The sequence below is a fragment of the Streptosporangium sp. NPDC053982 genome, from assembly GCF_055585205.1.
Genome location: NZ_JBVJKQ010000010.1, coordinates 297,997 through 315,947, shown reverse-complemented (window position 1 = coordinate 315,947; position 17,951 = coordinate 297,997). Strand labels below are relative to the sequence as shown.

Here is a 17,951-nt window from a genome sequence, read left to right as displayed (position 1 = left end):
GCCGGTCACCCCGCCGATCAGTAGACGACCGGGACGTCCACTGAGACGGACGTCGGACCGGGCAGGGGCGTGCCGCCTCCGCCGCCGGGCCCCGTGGGGCCGGGGGTGATCGTCACCGTGGCGCGGACCGTGGACCCGGAGGCCACGGTCGCGGTGACGCCCTCGACGGTGAAGACGTTGTTCCAGATGCTCAGCGCCCGGCGCCCGGAGCCGAGAAGGGGACCGCCGACGATCGCGCCGGAGACCTCCGCGCCGACGTCACGGGGGTTGACCGGCGGCTCGGAGATGCCGAGGGCGCCGACGATCCCGTACACACGTACCTGGTCGCCGGTGACGTCCGCGCACGCCTTGACGTTCAGGCCCTGGATCGGTCCCGAGACGCTGCACGTGGTCGTCGTCGTGAGGGTCGCGGCCGACGCGGGGGCGGTCGTGGCGAGCCCCCCGGCCACGACCGTCCCCGCCGCCAGGAACGCGAGACCACGCTTGGCGATCTGGTTCATCGATTTCCTCCCATGGAACGGTGCCCGGCCCCGTGCCGAGCGCCCGCAAGGAAAAGATGTCATATGTGAAATTGCACATAAAGATCTTCAAGCCGAAGAGCAGGAAAACAGCCTGGAACGATCCCGCGACGCCGCGATGACACGGCATCGCGCAACAGAACGGCGACCCCGGCCGCGTGAATCGTGAGTTCCCCTTCCTGTCGGGCGGCACCGGTTCACACCGAGCAGGTCCGCGGGGCGGGTGGATTCGGAAGGGCGCCGTGGCCGGGTCGGCGGTTTGGAGTTCGTATGGGCAGGAAGGGGCATTTTCGTCCGGCCGGATCGCGATGGAGGGAGACGCGGGATGTTCGAGGGGTTCGCCGAGGAGCGGATCGGCACCGGTGAGGCGGAGCTGTTCGTCCGGCACGGCGGCTCCGGGCCGCCGCTGCTGCTCCTGCACGGCCATCCCCGCACCCACGCGACCTGGCATCGGGTCGCGCCGCTGCTCACGGACGGCTTCACCGTGGTCTGCCCCGACCTGCGCGGCTACGGCCGCTCGTCGAAGCCGCCGACCACCCCAGACCACGAGCCGTACTCCAAGCGGGCGATGGCCCGCGACTGCGCGGCGCTGATGCGCGCGCTGGGCCACGAGCGGTTCGCCGTCGCCGGCCACGACCGGGGCGCCTACGTGGCGCAGCGGGTGGCGATGGACCACCCGGACGCCGTGACCCGCCTCGTCGTGATGGACGCGGTGCCGATCGGCGAGGCGCTCGACCGGGCCGACGCCCGGTTCGCCGCCGCGTGGTGGCACTGGTTCTTCCTGGGGCAGACCGCCAAGCCCGCCGAGCGGGTGATCAACGCCGACCCCGACGCCTGGTACCGGGCGACGCCCGAGCAGATGGGCGCCGAGGCGTACGAGGACTACCGGCGGGCGATCCACGACCCGGCCGTCGTCCACGCGATGTGCGAGGACTACCGCGCGGGACTCGGCGTCGACCGGGCCGCCGACGACGCCGACCGCCGGGCGGGCCGCAGGATCACCTGCCCGGTCCTGTTCCTGTGGGCCGAGCGGGACGACATGGAGGACCTCTACGGCGACCCGCTGGCGATCTGGCGCGACTGGGCCGACGACGTCCGCGGCGCATCGATCGACTCCGGCCACCACATGGCCGAGGACGCCCCGGCGGAGCTGGCCGCCGAGCTCCGCCGCTTCCTCGGCGCGCCACCGGCCTGAGGCTCGCAGGGTCCCCCGTCAATCCTGGAGCACCTCGCGCAGCCGGGCGGCGAACGCCTCGGGGACCGCGCCGAAGCCCCCGTGGTCGCCGGGGAACACCTCGGGCCGCCCGCCCAGCCGCTCGGCCAGGGCGAGGGCCGCCCGGTGCGGCGGCTCGCCCTCCGACGCCTCGCCCACGGCCGTCACCACCCGCGTCCCGGACGCGTGGAGCGCGTCGAGGTCGGGGGTGTATCCGGAGAACGACGGAACCTCGTAGCCGATGAAGAACTCCATGTTCCGCCCCATCCGCGCCATCATCTCCAGCGTCTCCGCGTCGGGCTCGCCCTGCGGCGCGTCGGCTCCCCCGGGGATGCGCTCCCGCTCACCGCCGCCGTCGGCGTCGGCGGCGGCGGCGGCGTTCCGTGTCGTCCCCGCGTCCGCCGCGTCTGCGGTCTCCCCCGGCGCCGCGGTGCCCGCCGCATCTTCCATGGCCCCGGCGTTGGCCGCGTATCCGGCCTCGAAGACCCGGCCCGCCGCCTCGGCCCCCTCGGCGCGGAAGGCGTCAGCCACGTCGCGGGCGAGGGCACGCCAGCGGTCGCGCTCCGGCAGCAGCTCGAAGACGGGCGGTTCATGGGCGACCAGCGTGTGAACCCGCCCGGGGTGGCGGGCGGCCAGCTCCAGCCCGATCATCGCGCCGGAGCTGTTGCCGAAGACGCGGGCCGGCTCGTCCCCGGTGACGCCCATGGCCGTCAGCAGGCGGTACGCGTCGTCGCCGTGGACGGCGATGCTCTGCGGCTCCGGCGGCCCGTCGAGAGGGCTGCGCGAGTTGCCGCGCCGGTCGTAGGTCACCACCGTGTACCGGTCGGCGAGCCGGTCCGCCAGGGCGGCGTACCCGGCGGCGTCGTAGACGCCGCCGCAGATCAGCAGCAGGACGGGGCCGGAGCCGCGGACCTCGTAGTGGAGGTTCGCACCCGGGACCGGCAGACTGTCCGTCTTCACGTTCTTCACGTCGTCACTCCAAGGATCATGCGTCGCCGTCCCGCTCGGTCCGGCCGGTACATCCGTGAGTCGTAGCCGAGGCCGCCGCCTTGACACGCCCGGCGGAGGAATCCGGAGAGACTTCCAGGTCTCCGCGCGGGACCACGGGGTGAGCCGCGCCGCGCCGCCGTACGGTCCCTGGGCGGCTCGCGCCGTACTCACCCGCGGAGCTTTCCGGACAGGTCGCGCGTGACGCGGCTTCGGCCCGGCCCGTGCCGGGGCGGCCGTGCCGTACGGCGCCCCGGCGGCGGGTCAGTCGCGGCCCTGCCAGGTCGTCACGCACGCCTCGTTGCCCTCGGCGTCGGCCAGGACCCAGAAGGCGGGCGCCTCGGAGGCGTACGCCAGCACTCCCCCGGCGGCCAGCGCGGCCCGGATGCGGTGCGGCGCCTCGTCATGGGGGACGGAGACGTCGAGGTGGATCCGGTTGCGCTGGGGCCGCGGGGCGTCCATCTGCTGGAACCAGATCGCCGGGCCCTGGCCTACCGGGTCGACGAGCGCGTCCTCGGGGCCGCTCGCGCCGGCCTCGTCGACGTAGCCCATGACGGCCTTCCAGAACGGGCGGATCGCGGCGATGTCGAGCGCGTCGACGGCGATCTCGACGAGCTGCACGGACCGCGATCCCCGCCCGGCGACCTCAGGATCGGTGCGTAGGCCCAGTTCGCTCACGGCGACCGAGATCCTGCGGGCCAGGTCGATCTCCAGCGGCGTCACCCGGGCGGCGGCAAGCGACTGCAGGGTGAGGACCACCCGGTCGGCGCGGATGTCCATCCGCAGGCTTCCGTCGGCGTCGGCACCGGCTATGGCGGCGGCGCGGACGGCGACCTCCACCGCCCGGGCCGTCGACGGCACGGGCACGGACGCGCGCACGGCTCCGAGGACGTAGCGCCAGCCGATGTCGCCGACGGCATCGGATATCTCCTGTCGGGTCGGCGTCGTGCCGGTGCCCGCGACTCCCTGTGTCATCCCGTCATGGTCGCAGGCTTCCGGCCTATGGCAACAGCGCGAAAGAGATCGGCGATCTAGGACGTACCACAGCGAAGTGGCGTCGGTCGAGAGTGGCGATGGCATCCGCACCGAGTCGCTCGGCGATCGCGAAGACGGAGGCGTCCACCGCGCCGAGTGGGAAGTCTGCGTACTTTTCCACCAACTCGACCATTCGGTCGACATCTGCGCGGGTCAACGGGATGAGGCTGATCTGTCCGGCGCTGATGGATCGCAGGAAAGCGGCCTCCGCACGCGTCCCCTGCTCCCGCTCCAGCAGGTAACAGACTTCCGTGAGAACGGGATACGGCACGATCAGAGGCCGGGGGGTATGCCGCATCAGCTCGACGCATCAAGCATGATATTGATCATCGGTATCGGCGGCGGCGATGAGCGCGCCGGTGTCCCAAATGATCATTCAGGCTTACGCCCCATCTCCTGGCGCAGGATCTCGCTCGATCGGGCGGCGAGATCTCCCTCGCCACTGGAAAGAGCACCGACGAAATCGGGGAGCGGCCATTCGTCACCGCCGTCCTCGGTCGGAGTGCTCTCACGAACGATGGCCGGGATCGGCGCCATCTGCGACTCGGGAAGCCGGTCGATGAGCTGGTGTAACTCTTCTCGCAAGGTACTCATAGAGCCCAGGATACGGACCACGGGGCGGATACGGGCAGGACTCACGAGACCCACCAGGTCGGCGTCGTACCGGTACTCGCGATTCCCTATCGGCGGCCTGCTCCTGCTCGCCGGTCACGAGACCACCGCCGGCACACTGGCGCGGATGGTGGGACGGGCCGGGCGATCGCCCGGTTCTGCGGGGACGATCGCCCGGCCCGTCGGAGGCCGTCGCGCGAGGTCCCACCGCCGGGTGACGGCGGGTCGGCTTCAGGCCGTCGCCGACAGGCGCAGCGCCTCGGCGGCGACGGCGTGGCGCAGGTCGCGGATGCCGGCGCGGCCCCGGAGCGGGTGGACGTTGTTGGTCAGCAGGACCGCCGTCAACGCCCTGTCCGGATCCACCACCACCGACGTGCCGGTGAAGCCGGAGTGGCCGTAGGCGTCGGCGAGCGGGCCGACGATGGCCGGGTCGCCGATGCGCACCCCGAGCCCGTGGCGGAAGGCCGCGCCGCGCACCCCCTGGTCGCGGGTCATCTCGGCGACCGACTCGGACCGCAGGATCGGGGCGCCGCCGGTGCGCAGGGTTTCGGCGAACCGCAGCACGTCGTCGGCGGTGGCGAAGATCCCGGCGTGCCCGGCGACGCCGCCGAGGTCGTAGGCGGTCTCGTCGTGGACCTCGCCGCGCACGCATCCGCCGCCGGGGCGGCCGGGTGTGTCCTCGGTGGCGGCGATCCGGTCGCGCAGTGACGCCGCGGGCCGGTAGCCGGTGTCGGCCAGGCCGAGCGGCCCGGTGACCCGGGCGCGGAGCAGCTCGTCCAGGGGCGCTCCCCCGGCGATCTCCGCGATCCGGCCCGCCGTGATCATGCCGACGTCGGAGTAGACGTAGCCGTGACCGAGGGGGTGCGGCGGCGGGGTGGTCAGGACGTGGTCGAGGTGCGCGGCGCGGAAGGCGGCTCCCATGCCGATGGCCTCGTGGCCGGGTGCCCGGCTGGGCGGGAAGCCCGCGGTGTGGGTGAGCAGGTGCCGCATGGTGAGCCCGGCGCGTGCGCCGGGCAGCCGGGCGGCGACCGGCTCGTCCAGGCCGAGCAGGCCGTCCTCGGCGAGAGACAGGATGACGGCCGTGACGAAGAGCTTGGTGACGGACGCCAGGTCGAAGATCGAGTCGCGGCGGGCGGGCGGGCGGTCGTCGACGAGTTTCCCGGAGACGTCGGCGTAGCGGACCAGTTCCCCGGCCGCCGCGGCGGCCACCACGTCGCCGCCGACGGCGATCACGGCGACCGCCGCCGAGCAGGCGTCCGGTACGGCCGCCGTCAGGATGCCGTCGAGCCGGTCAGGCACGCCGCACGTCCTCGGTGGCCCGCTCCCCCGCCGGCACGCCGGCCGGCCGCGCTCCGTCGGCCCGGTCGCCGCGGTCGCCGTCGGCCCGGCCGCCGTCCACCCGCGCCCCGTCGGCCCGCGCCCCGTCCACCCGGGCACCGTCCACCCGGGCACCGCCGCCCCGGGGATCCCCGGCGGCCGGGCGCGCCTCTCGGGCGTCCTCCAGCCGGTCACCGTGTACGGCGAGCAGGTCCCGGGCCGCGTCGGCGCCGATCCCGTGCTCGATCACCAGCACCGCGATCTTGACGTTCCACTCCGCCTCCTCCAGCGCGGCGCGGGCGGCGGCGTGGTCGGCGCCGGTGAGATCGGAGACCATGCGGGTGGCCCGGCCCTCCAGCTTGGAGTTCATCGCCGACACCTCGATCATGGTGTTCCCGTAGGTGCGGCCCAGCTTGACCATGGTGATGGTGGACACCATGTTCAGGACCAGCTTCTGCGCGGTCCCGGCCTTGAGGCGGGTCGAGCCGGTCACCACCTCCGGGCCGACGACGACCTCGATCGGGTGCGCGGCGGCCGCGGACAGGGGCGTGCCGGCGTTGCACGACATGCCGACGGTCAGCGCGCCGCGGCGTTCCGCCTCTCCGAGCGCGCCGATCACGAATGGCGCCCGGCCGCTGGCGGAGACCCCCATCACCGAGTCGAGCGGGCCCACCTCCAGGCCGGCGACGGCGGCGATGCCGGCGGCCTCGTCGTCCTCGGCGCCCTCGACCGAGCGGGTCAGCGCGGGCTCGCCCCCGGCGATGACGCCCTGCACCAGCTCGGGATCGGTGCCGAAGGTCGGCGGGCACTCGGAGGCGTCCAGCACGGCCAGCCGGCCGGAGGTCCCCGCACCCACGTAGATCAGACGTCCGCCCTGCCGCATCCGGTCGGCGACGGCGTCGATGGCGGCCGAGATCGCCGGTACGGCGGTGGCCACGGCGGCGGGCACCGTGGCGTCGGCCGCGTTCATCAGCCTGGCCACCTGCTCGGTCGAGAGCCTGTCGATCTGGCCGTAGCGCGGATCGCTCTGCTCGGTTGACAGGTCGGCGAGTGGATCAATCATGACGCCCCATGTCGCTAATTTTCACCGAAGTCTTCTATTCTGCAAATTATCTTCTATGAATGGAGCGATGTCACTCGTGCGGACCGGAATCGAACGAGTTGTTCACGACCCCGCCCTCCTCGGCGGCGGACGGATCGGCCTCGTCACCAACCCCACCGGAGTGCTGCCCGACCTCACCCCGGGCGTGACCGCCCTGCTGTCGGCGGGCGTTCCGGTGACCGCGCTGCTCAGCCCGGAGCACGGGGTGCGCGGAGCCGCCCAGGACGGTTACGGCGAGGAGGCGGGCACCGACCCGGCCACCGGCCTGCCGGTCCTCGACACCTACGGCGCCGCGGGCGAGGCCCTGGACGAGCTGGTGGCGGCCTCGGGGGCCGACACCCTCGTCTTCGACATCGCCGACATCGGGACGCGGTTCTACACCTACGTCTGGACGATGTACGACCTCATGGCCTCCGCCGCCCGGCTCGGGGTGCGCTTCGCCGTACTGGACCGGCCCAACCCGCTCGGCGGGACCGTCGCGGAGGGGCCGCTCCTCGACCCCGCCTTCGCCAGCTTCGTGGGCCGCGCGGCGATCCCGCTGCGGCACGGGCTGACCGCGGGCGAGCTGGCGCGGCACGTCAACCGTTCCATCGGCGCCGACCTGCTGGTCGTCGAGGCCGAGGGGTGGCGGCGCGACATGCCGTACGCGGCCACCGGCCTGCCCTGGGTGATGCCCTCGGCGAACATGCCGACCCCGGACACCGCGCTGGTCTACCCCGGCACCGGCCTGTTCGAGGGCACGAACCTGTCGGAGGGCCGCGGCACGACCCGCCCCTTCGAGCTCGTCGGCGCCCCCTACCTCGACGAGCGGTTCGCCGCCGGGCTGAACGCCCTGGACCTGCCGGGGGTGCGGTTCCGCGACGCGTGGTTCACCCCGGCCTTCCGCAAGCACGCGGGGCGGGCCGTACGGGGCGTGCAGCTCCACGTGCACGACGCCGAGGCGTTCCGGCCGGTGCTGACGGGGGTCTCGATGTTGCACCTGGCGCGCTCGCTGCACCCGGAGGAGTTCGGCTGGCGCCGCGGGGACGCCGTGCCCGAAGAGGAGGCCGGGCAGGGCGGGGACGGCGCCGCACCGGAGCGGAGGACCGCCCGGCCGTACTTCGCCGACCTGCTGTGGGGGTCGGACACGCTGCGCCGGACCCTGGACGCCGGGCAGGACCCGCGCGGGCTGTGCCCGGCCCCGGCCCACCCGGAGGCCTGGACGGGCGGCGAGCCGCTCCTGTACGGCTGAGCCCCCCGCACCGGCCGGGTCCCGCGACGCGGCGGAGCACCCGGCCGGGTGCGCGGCGCACCGGTCCCGGGCCGGGCTCGCGGCGTACGCCGCGGCCCCGGCCCGGGAGGCGGGCCGCCGGCTCAGCCGGCTCATCGGCACCCGGGACGCCGGCATCCGGCCGTCACCGCAGGGCGCGCCGGTAGAGCCAGAAGACCCGTTCGGCGCGCGCCCCCGCCGCCCGGGAGTAGAACCTGAGCGGTCCCACCCAGCCGATCTCCGCGTTCTCCTGGCCCGCGGCCCGCTGGTCGGCCAGGCAGCGGCGCAGCAGGACCCGGCCGACGCCCAGCCCGCGCGCGGCCGGGGCGGTGCCCATCGGGCCGAACCAGGCGGGCCTGGCGCCCCAGGCGGCGAAGCCGAGGATCTCCGAGCCGCGGGCGGCGTAGTGGCAGCCGCCCGCGTGCTCGGCCTCCCACGCCCAGTTGTCGTTCCAGTGCTCCCGGATGAAGGCGAGCACCGTGTCGAGCCCCGCGCGGTCGCCGGGGCCGGCGGCGTGGACGGTGACGCCCGCCTCCGCCAGCCGTGCGACGTCGGCGTCGGTCGACAGGTCGGTGTCGGCGCCGAGGGAGGCGGTCATGTTCCAGGCGACGTCGTGGCGCTCGTAGCCGAGGCTCTCGGCCAGCGCCGCCGCCGCGGTGTAGCGGACGTCGATCCCGGGCCAGGCGTAGCAGGGCGGGTTCCCCGCGAAGCGCGCCTCGGCGGCGCCCTCGGCCCGCAGCCAGTCCTCGGCGGCGGCGACCAGCGCGCGGCCCCGCCCCGCGTCCCGCGCCTCCGGGCGTACGGCGAGCAGGTCGATGTGCCCGACGGAGGGGTCGCGCTGGGACACGGACGCGAAGACGACGCCGCCGAGGTCGGCGGTGACCAGCGCGGTCCACCTGCGCCCCGCCGGAGGCGACGACAGGCTCGCCACCAGCTCCGGGGCCTCGGGGGCGTCCAGGGTGAGGGCGGCGGCGGCGATCTCGCGCAGCGCCGCCGCGTCCGCCGGGCCGGCCGTACGGACCACGATGCCTGAGGCCCCGGCGGCCGGAGCGTTCCCGGCGTCCGGGGCGGAGGCGGCGTGCTGTCCCATGGGGTTCGTCCTCATCCGATCGGGGTGGCGATGACGTCGCGTCGCTCGGGGTGGAAGCAGGCGTACTCCTGGGGGAAGCCCTCTCCCCGGCCGAGCAGCGGCAGCTCGTTCTCGCAGCGGTCGGTGCGGAACGGGCAGCGCCGCGCGAACAGGCAGCCCGCGTCGTGGTGGCTCTCGTTCAGCGCCTCGGTCGGCACCACGGGCTGCTCGCCCGGCTTCTCCAGCCCGTGCAGCACCGGGATGGCCGACAGCAGCGACTGCGTGTAGGGGTGCACCGGGTCGGCGATGATCGTCTCCACGTGGCCCCGCTCGACGACCTGGCCGCGGTAGATGACGTACAGCTCGCCGTCGTCGCCGATGTAGCGGGCGGTCGCCACGTCGTGCGTGATGAACAGCACGCTGACGCCGAGCCGCTCGCGCAGGTCCTTCAGCAGCGCCAGGATGCCCAGCCGGAGCGACACGTCGATCATGGAGACGGCCTCGTCGGCGACGAGCATCTCCGGGTCGACGGTGAGCGCGCGGGCGATGACCACGCGCTGGCGCATGCCGCCCGACAGCTGGTGGGGGTAGCGCGGCAGCACGTAGCCCGGGTCCAGCCCGACGAGGGCGAGCAGTTCCTCGGCCCGTTCGTCGGTCCACGCGCGGGAGCGGCCGGTCTGCTTGGCCCGCAGGGACAGCGGCGCGTCCAGCGTCTGGTGGATCGTGCGGGTCGGGTTGAGCGCCGAGTACGGGTCCTGGTGGATCATCTGGATCCGCCGGAAGTACGGCTGGCGCTGCCGGTGCCGCAGCGACGACATGGCGGTGCCGTCGATGACGATCTCACCGGCGTCGTAGCCCTCCAGCCCGGCGATGATCCGTCCCAGCGTCGTCTTGCCGCAGCCGGACTCGCCGATGAAGGACGCCGCGCCTCCCTTGGGGATCGCGAAGTCGACGCCGCGCAGGGCCTTCACCTCGCGGCCGGCGAGCACGCCGCCCCGCTGCTTGAAGGTCCTGGTGATGCCCGTTCCGGTGATCATGCCTGCTCCCCCGATGCTCCCGGCGTCCCGGCGGTCTCCCGCGCTCCCACGGTCTGCCGCGCCGCGGCCTCTCCCGTCTCCCCGGCCCGGTCCGCGGCGCGGTCCTCCGCCTGGACCTCGACCCGGTCCGCGGCGCGGTCCTCGGCCTCGACCGCGTGGCAGGCCACGATGGACGTCCCCCGGACGACGACCGGCGGCTCCACCGTCTCGCAGACGTCCATGCGCAGCGGGCAGCGGTCCCGGAACACGCATCCCTGCTTCGGGATGGTGCCCAGCGTCGGGGGGCGGCCCGGCAGGGCGCTGGCCTCGCCGATGTCGCCCACCAGGCGCGGGATGGCCCGCAACAGGCCCTGGGTGTAGGGGTGGCGTGCCGCCCTCAGCACGTCCATGGTGGGGCCCTGCTCGACGATCTGCCCGCCGTACATGACGGCCAGCCGGTCGGCGACCTCGGCGACGACGCCGAGGTCGTGGGTGATGATCATCGTGGTGAGGCCGCGTTCGGCGTGGACCTCGCGGACGATCCGCAGGATGTTCGCCTGTGTGATCATGTCGAGGGCGGTGGTGGGCTCGTCCAGCACCACCAGGTGGGCGTTGAGCACCAGCGCCAGCATGATGCCGACCCGCTGGCGCATGCCGCCGGACAGCTCGTGCTGGTGGGAGTCGAGGACCCGCGCGCCGTCCAGGCCCATCCGGCCCAGCAGTTCCCTGGCGTCGGCCACGAGGCCGCGCAGGTCCTCGACGCCGTGCGAGCGGCCCAGGTCCAGCAGCTGCTTGCCGACGGTCTTGAGCGGGTTGAGGGAGTTCTGGGCGGCCTGGAAGACGTAGCCGATGTGCCGGCCGCGCGCCTTGCGCAGGTCCTCGCCACGCAGCGTCACGACGTCGCCGAGACCGTCGATCTCCACGCTGCCCTCGCTGATCCTCCCCGGAGGCTGGACGGCGTTGAGCAGCGACAGCGCCAGTGTGGACTTGCCGGAACCCGACTCGCCGACCACGCCGGTGATGGTGCCGGGCGGCAGCTCCAGGTCGATCCCGCGGATGGCGGGCAGTTCCCCGGACGGTGTCCGGTAGACGACGGTCAGGCCGCTGACGCGCACCCCCGGCGTCGCCCTGCCGGTGTTCTTGTCGGTGGTGGGCACCCGTCACTCCTCACGCAGGCGGGGGTTGAAGATCTCGTCCATCGCGTCGACGACGAGCACGATGCCCAGGGTGAGCAGCAGGATCGCCAGCAGCGGCGCCATGAGGTACGGCAGCGCGGCCGGCGACGACATCGCGCCTCCGCCGAACACGGCGAGGTTGAGCATCACGCCCCAGTTGTTGGCCTCGAACGGCAGGACGCCCAGGAAGAACAGGCCCACCTGCGCGTAGACCGCGCCGGTGACGGCGATGAGCATGTTCATCGCGATGAAGGGGGCCATGCTGGGCAGCAGCTCCTTGCCGACGATGTGCGTCGTGGACAGCCCCAGACCGCGGGCGGCCTCGATGAAGCCGCGCTCACGCAGCGACAGCGTCTGCGCGCGCACGGCCCGCGCCACGCCGCCCCAGCCCAGCAGGCCGAGCACCAGGCCCATCTCCAGGGCGCTGTTGAACTTCCAGATCGTCGACAGCACCAGCAGCAACGGCAGGCCGGGGATGGTGAGCTTCATGTCGGTGATCCGCATGAGCACGGTGTCCCAGCGTCCGCGCCGGAACCCGGCGAACAGCCCGATGCCGGTGCCGAGGACCACCGTGATGACGGCGGTGACCAGGGCGGTCAGCAGGACGTACCGGGAGCCGGTGACCAGCAGCGACAGGACGTCGGTGCCCTCGAAGTCGGTGCCGAAGGGGTGTGCCCAGCTCGGCGGCGCGTACAGGGCGCTGGTGTCGCGGGGCAGGTGCTCGGGGTAGAACATCGGCCCGAAGATTCCCATGAACGCGAACCCGGCCACGATGACCGCGCCGAGCATGCGGCTGGGCTTGCGCTTGAGCACGCGCCAGACGCCGCGCCAGAAGTTGCGCCGCAGGGCGGCTCTGCCGCCGCCCACCGGGCCGCCGGCGGTGGCGCCGCCGGCCGCGGTGATGGTCTGCGCCGTCATGCGGCCCCCTCTCCACTGCGCACCCGCGGGTCGATCACGGTGTAGAACAGGTCGGCCGCGATGTTCGCGATGATGATCGCCCCGGTGATCAGCAGGAACGCGCCGCCCATCAGGGCGTAGTCGCGCTCGGTGATGCTGTTGATGAGCATCAGCCCCAGGCCGGGGTAGTTGAAGATCCGCTCGATGAAGATCGCGCCGCCGAACAGCAGCCCCAGCGACAACGCCAGGATGGTGAACAGCGGCAGGATCGCGTTGCGGGCCACGTAGCGGAAGATGAAGCCGCGTTTGAGGCCGCGCAACTCGGCGGCGAGGATGAAGTCGTCGCCGAGGACGGTGACCACGCTCGACTTCATCGCCAGGATCCAGCCGCCGTAACTGGCCAGCGCGTAGGTCAGCACCGGCAGCGTGGCGTGCGAGATGAGCGAGCCGATGTACCCGGCGTTGAAGCCCGGCTCGAACATGATGTCGGCCGTGCCGCCCGCGGGCAGGATCGGGATGAGCGTGGTGAACACGGCGCCCAGCAGCAGCGCGAGCACGTACTGGGGGACGCCGTGCAGCAGCGACCCGGAGATCGCAAGGATGTCGCCGAGCTTGCCCGAGCGCCTGATGGCGGCGTAGACCCCCATGATGACGCCGATCAGGAAGCTCAGCAGCGTGCCCACCAGCACGGGCAGGATGGTCCACTTGGCGGCGGAGAACAGCACGGTCGACACGCCCACGCCCGGCACGGTCAGCGACTGGCCGAGGTCTAGGCGGAGCAGGCCGCTCATGTAGTCGACGTACTGCTGCCACATGCCGCCGGTCGGGGCGAAGCCGTAGAGGACCTCGACGGACTGCTGCGCCGCCTCGGGCGACATGCCCTGCTCGACGAGCTTCTCGTACTTGGCGGCCATCGGGTCACCGGGGATGCTCCTGATGACGAAGAAGCTGACCGTGGTGACTATCAGAACCATGACGAGCCCGCGGGCCAGGTGGCCCGCGAGCTTTCTTGCGATCATCGTCATACGCTGCTACTTCTTCTTGACCATGCCGAGCTGGATCCACACGCCCGACGTCTGGCGGAGCAGGTCGCTGTCGTTCTGCGGGAATCCGGTGAAGCGGTTGGTGTTGATGAACTGGGTGTTCACGTAGTCCCAGAGCTGGATGACCGGGAGGTCCTGGTTGGCCGCCTTGGCGAGCTGGCCGACGATGGCCTTCTGCTCGTCCTCGGGGGCGGAGTTGAGCTTGGCGGTGAGCTCACCGGGGTTGATCTTCTGGCCGTCGACCTCGATGGTCTCCGGGCCGCCCATCCAGTTGCCGTTCTTGCCGGGCGCGGAGTGCTTGACCTTGCCGCCCAGGTTGGCCCAGCCGTTGGAGGCGCCGTAGAGGCGCTGGTAGATGTTGTACGGCGCGGGGCCGAGCGCGGTCAGCCAGAACCCGACGTCGTACTTGCCCGCCGCGATCTCCTCAAGGTAGATCGGGTAGTCGGCGACGGTCAGCACCTCGGCGTCGATCCCGGCCGCGTTGAGCTGGCTGGTGATCGCCTTGGCGCCGGAGACCCAGTCGGAGAACGGCGCCGGGACGTTGATGGAGAACTTCCACGGCGTGCCGTCGGGCAGCGTCCACTTGCCGCCCTCCTTCTTGAGGCCGGCCTCCTTGAACTCCTGCTCGGCCTTGGCCACATCCAGCTTGTACGGCTCCAGCTTGCCCAGCTCGTCGCCGAGCCACTCGGCGGCGGGCTGCTGGTGGATGCCGGTGGTGGTGACCGACGCGACGCCGCCCTCGGGCGAGGCGATCTTGGTGATCTCGGCGCGGTCGATCAGGTAGGCCAGGCCGCGGCGGACGTGCACGTTGTCGTAGGGCTTCTTGGACTGGTTGAACGCCAGGCCCAGCGCCACCGGGGAGAAGCCCTTGACGACGGCGTTGCCCGGGGTGGCCGCGATGCGCTTCATCACGTCGGCGGGCACCGCGGTGAACGGCGCGTTGTCGAGCTTGCCGGCGATGAGGTAGTTCCAGATCTGCTCGTTGCCGGTGTAGTTGAGCAGCTTGACCTGGTCGGGACCGACGTTGGCGGCGTTGTAGAAGTTCTTGTTCTTGACCAGCAGCGCCTCGCCGGGGTTCATCCGCTCCAGCGTGTACGGGCCGGCGGAGACGTCCTTGGGCGGGGCGAAGGCGATGACCTTCTCGGCCAGCGCGGTGATCTCCTCGCGGGCCTTGTCGGCGTCGGCGCCCTCGCCGCGGGCGGCCTTCAGCTTGTCCCAGAAGTCGGCGGGCAGCACGCTCTCCCAGACGTGCTTGGGCACGACCGCGCTGTCCATGACGCCGCGCACGAACGTGACGCTGGGGTTCTTCATGTCCTGGGAGATCTTGACGGTCTTGTCGTCGACCACCTCGACCTCGGAGGCGGCGCCGGCCGCGCCCGGGGTGATCGCGAAGGCCGTGCTGCCCTGGGTGTAGGCGAGGGCGATGGAGAACTTGACGTCCTCGGCGGTGACGGGCTTGCCGTCGGACCACTTGTTGTTCGGCTGCAGGTGCAGCGTGATCGAGGAGTTGTCCGGCGCGATGTCCCAGCTCGCCGCGATGCCCGGGTAGAACTGGTTCGGGTCGGTCAGGTGGTTCTTCGCCCAGCCGAGCTTCATGACGTTGTAGCCGGAGAACGCGTTGCCTTTGGGGCTCCACGGGTTGATCGGGCCGTTGACGTCGAGGCCCGGCTTGGTGCCGTCGATCGTGGTGTAGAGACCACCGCCGCCACCCGTGCCGCCCGCGGCGGACTTGTTGTCGGTGTTGCCGCTGCACGCCGTGACGGCGGCGAGGCCGAGCAGTGCCGCTACGGCCGCTAGTCGCTTCATGAACCACTCCGTTGGGGCTTACGTGGCCGGGTTAGCCGGGGTTGACCGGACCCTATGTTCGGCCTGCGAGGGACGTCAATAATCTCCAGACGTTGTGAGAATCCTGTAACTTTCCTTCATCGTCCTCCGGGGGGCATGGAGAGCCGTCCTTCGGTACGGCACGCCCGCTCCGGTCGCACGACGTGCCCGCCCGTACGGTTCCGCCCCTCATCGCGCAGCGGTCCCACCCGGTCGTACGGGATGCCCAGGGAGGCTACCCGGCAATAGGTCATGCAGTGGCAAAAACCCCATCAAGGACGTGAACGGCGCCCCAGGACGCGGCATGATGCCCGCTCGTGACCGAGACGGAACGCAGTTCACCGGAAAGGGGCCGGCCGTGGCGCAGAAGGTGATCCTGGTCGACGACCTCGACCACTCCGAGGGCGCGGATGTGACGAGGCGGGAGTTCTCCCTGCTGAACCGGACCTTCGCCATCGACCTGTCCGACGACAACCAGCGGCGGCTGTGCGAGGCCCTCGGCCTGATCGAGAAGGTCCTGGAGAGCTCCCGGGAGGTCAGGCAGGCGTCGCGGTCGCGGCGGCCCGCCGACGCCCCCGTCCGCCTGCGCGGGCACACCACCACCGACGTCCGCGAGTGGGCCCGTGAGCAGGGGCTGGAGGTGCCGGTCAGGGGCCGCGTCCCGGAGGAGGTGCTCGAACGGTTCCTCACCGCCCACCCCGGCGCCGCACCGGACCGGGCGGAGGCGGAGTAGGCGGAGACGGAGCGGACGGCCGAGGCGGCGGAGACGGCGGAGGAGAGACCCGCGCCGCAGACCCGCGCTACCCTCCTTCGAGGGGGTGAGCGCGCTGGCCACGGAGGTCTCCGGCACGGGCGGGGAAGGCGGCCTCGACGTGCGCGAACTGCGCGACGCCGGGGAGTTCGAGGACGTCGTGCGGCTGTTCGACGCGATCTGGCGTCCCGACCCGGGCAACCGGCCGATCACGGCAGAGCTGATGCGGGCGCTGTCGCACGCGGGCAACTACGTCGCCGGCGCCTACGAGGGCGGGCGCCTGGCGGGGGCGTCGGTGGCGTTCCTGGCCGCTCCGATCGGCCGGGCGCTGCACTCCCACGTCACCGGCGCCCTTCCCGGCCGCGGCGCCGGGCTCGCCCTGAAGCTGCACCAGCGCGCCTGGGCGCTGGAGCGGGGCCTGGACCGCGTCACCTGGACCTACGACCCGCTGGTCCGCCGCAACGCCCACTTCAACCTCGTCAAGCTCGGCGCCCGCGCCGAGGAGTACCTGCCGTCGTTCTACGGGGCCATGGACGACGCGATCAACGCCGGGGACGAGTCGGACCGGCTGCTCGCCGTGTGGCACCTGCCGGAGCCGCGGGTGGTGGCGGCCGCGCGGGGCGAGCCGTACGTCCCGGAGGTGCCCGCGGACGCGGTGACCGGCCTGGCCTCCCTGGGCGGTCTGCCGTCGCCGGGCCCGGCGGAGAGCTGGGGTGGGGCCCGGACGGTGCTGGTGGCCGTGCCCGGGGACATCGAGGCGCTGCGCCGGACCGACCCGGAGGCGGCGCGGGCGTGGCGGCGCGCCGTACGGGAGGTGCTGGGCGGGCTGCTGGCGGAGGGCGCCCGGGTCACCGGCTTCGACCGCCGGGCCGGCTACGTCGTGGAACGGCCCGGCCCATGAGGGCGGGTCACGTCGTGGAACGGCCCCGGCCGCGAACGGCGTGAGCGCACGAGTGACATGAGTGAAGGGAGAGGCGGCGCGGGCCGCACACCATGAAGATCACCGGAATCGAGCTGCGGCGGATCGCGATGCCGCTGGTGGCGCCGTTCCGCACCTCGTTCGGCACCGAGACCGAGCGCGACGTGCTGATCGTGCGGGTCGTCACCCCCGACGCCGAGGGCTGGGGCGAGTGCGTGGCCATGTCGGAGCCGCTGTACTCCTCCGAGTACGTGGACGGCGCCGCCGACGCGCTGCGCCGCTTCCTGATCCCCGCCCTGCCCGCGCACGCCGACGCCGAGTCCGTGAACAGGGCGATGGAGCCGTTCAAGGGCCACCGCATGGCCAAGGCCGCCCTGGAGACCGCCGTGCTGGACGCGTCGCTCCGCGCCTCGGGACGCTCCCTCGGCGCGTTCCTCGGCGCCTCCCGCGACCGGGTGCCCTGTGGCGTGTCGGTCGGCATCATGGACTCGGTCCCCGAGCTGCTCGACGCCGTGGAGGGCTACCTGGACGAGGGGTACGTCCGGGTCAAGCTGAAGATCCAGCCGGGCTGGGACGTGGAGCCGGTGCGGGCCGTACGCGAGCGGTTCGGCCCGGACCTGCTCCTTCAGGTCGACGCCAACGCCGCCTACACCCTCGGCGACGCCCCCCGGCTGGCCGCGCTCGACGCCTTCGGCCTGCTGCTCGTCGAGCAGCCGCTGGCCGACGACGACATGGTGCAGCACGCCCGGCTCGCCCGGCGGATCGCCACCCCGATCTGCCTGGACGAGTCGATCGAGTCGGCCCGGCACGCCGCCGCCGCCATCTCCCTGGGCGCGTGCTCGATCATCAACGTCAAGCCCGGCCGGGTGGGCGGCTACCTCGAGGCGCGCCGCATCCACGACCTGGCCCGCGCCCACGGAGTGACGCTGTGGTGCGGCGGGATGCTGGAGACCGGCGTCGGCCGCGCCGCCAACCTCGCCCTGGCCGCGCTGCCCGGCTTCACCCTGCCGGGCGACACCTCCGCCTCGCGCCGTTACTTCGCGACCGACGTCACCGCCCCGTTCGAGCTGCGCGACGGCCACCTCGACGTCCCCACCGGCCCGGGCATCGGCGTCGACCCGCTCCCCGGCGTCCTGGACGAGGTCACCGTCTCCACGGAGTGGATCCCGCTCTGACCCGGGCCGCGCGCCGCGGCACGGGGCTCGGCAGAGGCCCCTTCCGGAG

At 72.7% G+C, this 17,951-nt stretch carries 18 protein-coding genes; 5 read left to right on the top strand and 13 right to left on the bottom strand.

Translation table 11 applies throughout. From position 1 onward, the window contains the following. Positions 1 to 17 precede the first annotated feature (17 nt). Entirely contained in the window at positions 18 to 500 is a 483-nt protein-coding gene (locus tag ACZ6W9_RS20405; protein WP_389968050.1) for a hypothetical protein, read from the bottom strand. Positions 501 to 843: 343 nt separating this feature from the next. Here ACZ6W9_RS20405 and ACZ6W9_RS20400 point away from each other — a divergent pair, with 343 nt between their 5' ends. Continuing rightward, positions 844 to 1,713 (top strand): alpha/beta fold hydrolase, encoded by an 870-nt coding sequence (locus ACZ6W9_RS20400; RefSeq protein WP_389968048.1) that lies wholly within the window; start codon positions 844 to 846, stop codon positions 1,711 to 1,713. Between the two features lie 18 nt (positions 1,714 to 1,731). On the opposite strand, the gene ACZ6W9_RS20395 is transcribed toward ACZ6W9_RS20400, so the two are convergent. From ACZ6W9_RS20395 to murQ, 6 genes are all read right to left on the bottom strand, one after another. Further along, on the bottom strand, positions 1,732 to 2,700 hold the full coding sequence (locus tag ACZ6W9_RS20395) for an alpha/beta fold hydrolase (protein WP_389968046.1): 969 nt from the start codon (positions 2,698 to 2,700) through the stop codon (positions 1,732 to 1,734). Positions 2,701 to 2,982: 282 nt separating this feature from the next. Next, the gene (locus ACZ6W9_RS20390; protein WP_389968044.1) at positions 2,983 to 3,693 is read right to left on the bottom strand and encodes a VOC family protein; all 711 of its coding nucleotides are present in this window, start codon (positions 3,691 to 3,693) and stop codon (positions 2,983 to 2,985) included. Between the two features lie 25 nt (positions 3,694 to 3,718). Continuing rightward, on the bottom strand, positions 3,719 to 4,051 hold the full coding sequence (locus tag ACZ6W9_RS20385; protein WP_389968042.1) for a type II toxin-antitoxin system VapC family toxin: 333 nt from the start codon (positions 4,049 to 4,051) through the stop codon (positions 3,719 to 3,721). A 74-nt stretch (positions 4,052 to 4,125) separates the two neighbouring features. After that, on the bottom strand, positions 4,126 to 4,347 hold the full coding sequence (locus tag ACZ6W9_RS20380; RefSeq protein ID WP_389968040.1) for a hypothetical protein: 222 nt from the start codon (positions 4,345 to 4,347) through the stop codon (positions 4,126 to 4,128). A gap of 249 nt (positions 4,348 to 4,596) precedes the next feature. Beyond that, on the bottom strand, positions 4,597 to 5,664 hold the full coding sequence (locus ACZ6W9_RS20375) for a serine hydrolase domain-containing protein (protein ID WP_470119056.1): 1,068 nt from the start codon (positions 5,662 to 5,664) through the stop codon (positions 4,597 to 4,599). Next, positions 5,657 to 6,745: an N-acetylmuramic acid 6-phosphate etherase gene (gene murQ / locus ACZ6W9_RS20370; protein ID WP_470119054.1), complete on the bottom strand. Its 1,089-nt coding sequence runs from the start codon at positions 6,743 to 6,745 to the stop codon at positions 5,657 to 5,659. Before murQ ends, ACZ6W9_RS20375 begins: the two co-directional genes overlap by 8 nt. Positions 6,746 to 6,812: 67 nt before the next feature. Between murQ and ACZ6W9_RS20365 the strand changes: the two genes are divergently transcribed. Further along, positions 6,813 to 8,015 (top strand): exo-beta-N-acetylmuramidase NamZ family protein, encoded by a 1,203-nt coding sequence (locus ACZ6W9_RS20365; protein ID WP_389968034.1) that lies wholly within the window; start codon positions 6,813 to 6,815, stop codon positions 8,013 to 8,015. Between the two features lie 163 nt (positions 8,016 to 8,178). Here ACZ6W9_RS20365 and ACZ6W9_RS20360 read toward each other — a convergent pair whose 3' ends face one another. The 6 genes from ACZ6W9_RS20360 to ACZ6W9_RS20335 are packed head-to-tail and all read right to left on the bottom strand — an operon-like array spanning position 8,179 to position 15,039. Beyond that, positions 8,179 to 9,123 (bottom strand): GNAT family N-acetyltransferase, encoded by a 945-nt coding sequence (locus tag ACZ6W9_RS20360; RefSeq protein WP_389968032.1) that lies wholly within the window; start codon positions 9,121 to 9,123, stop codon positions 8,179 to 8,181. Positions 9,124 to 9,134: 11 nt separating this feature from the next. After that, the gene (locus ACZ6W9_RS20355; protein ID WP_389968030.1) at positions 9,135 to 10,139 is read right to left on the bottom strand and encodes an ABC transporter ATP-binding protein; all 1,005 of its coding nucleotides are present in this window, start codon (positions 10,137 to 10,139) and stop codon (positions 9,135 to 9,137) included. Further along, positions 10,136 to 11,275 carry an ABC transporter ATP-binding protein gene (locus tag ACZ6W9_RS20350; protein WP_389968028.1) on the bottom strand — a complete coding sequence of 380 codons (1,140 nt, stop codon included), beginning with the start codon at positions 11,273 to 11,275 and terminating at the stop codon, positions 10,136 to 10,138. The genes ACZ6W9_RS20355 and ACZ6W9_RS20350 overlap by 4 nt, the downstream gene beginning before the upstream one ends. Before the next feature lie 3 nt (positions 11,276 to 11,278). Continuing rightward, positions 11,279 to 12,211, bottom strand: a complete 933-nt coding sequence (locus tag ACZ6W9_RS20345) for an ABC transporter permease (RefSeq protein WP_389968027.1) — start codon at positions 12,209 to 12,211, stop codon at positions 11,279 to 11,281. Then, on the bottom strand, positions 12,208 to 13,209 hold the full coding sequence (locus ACZ6W9_RS20340; protein ID WP_389968025.1) for an ABC transporter permease: 1,002 nt from the start codon (positions 13,207 to 13,209) through the stop codon (positions 12,208 to 12,210). The genes ACZ6W9_RS20345 and ACZ6W9_RS20340 overlap by 4 nt, the downstream gene beginning before the upstream one ends. Positions 13,210 to 13,221: 12 nt before the next feature. Beyond that, a complete protein-coding gene (locus tag ACZ6W9_RS20335) occupies positions 13,222 to 15,039 on the bottom strand; it encodes an ABC transporter substrate-binding protein (RefSeq protein ID WP_389968023.1) in 1,818 nt (605 codons plus the stop codon). Positions 15,040 to 15,415: 376 nt separating this feature from the next. Here ACZ6W9_RS20335 and ACZ6W9_RS20330 point away from each other — a divergent pair, with 376 nt between their 5' ends. The 3 genes from ACZ6W9_RS20330 to menC all read left to right on the top strand — a co-directional run bounded on the left by ACZ6W9_RS20330 (position 15,416) and on the right by menC (position 17,902). Further along, positions 15,416 to 15,790 carry a histone-like nucleoid-structuring protein Lsr2 gene (locus ACZ6W9_RS20330; RefSeq protein WP_389968021.1) on the top strand — a complete coding sequence of 125 codons (375 nt, stop codon included), beginning with the start codon at positions 15,416 to 15,418 and terminating at the stop codon, positions 15,788 to 15,790. Positions 15,791 to 15,875: 85 nt separating this feature from the next. After that, positions 15,876 to 16,709 carry a GNAT family N-acetyltransferase gene (locus ACZ6W9_RS20325; RefSeq protein WP_389968019.1) on the top strand — a complete coding sequence of 278 codons (834 nt, stop codon included), beginning with the start codon at positions 15,876 to 15,878 and terminating at the stop codon, positions 16,707 to 16,709. A 92-nt stretch (positions 16,710 to 16,801) separates the two neighbouring features. Beyond that, positions 16,802 to 17,902, top strand: coding sequence for an o-succinylbenzoate synthase (gene menC / locus ACZ6W9_RS20320; RefSeq protein WP_389968017.1), 1,101 nt, complete (start codon positions 16,802 to 16,804; stop codon positions 17,900 to 17,902). Positions 17,903 to 17,951 lie beyond the last annotated feature (49 nt).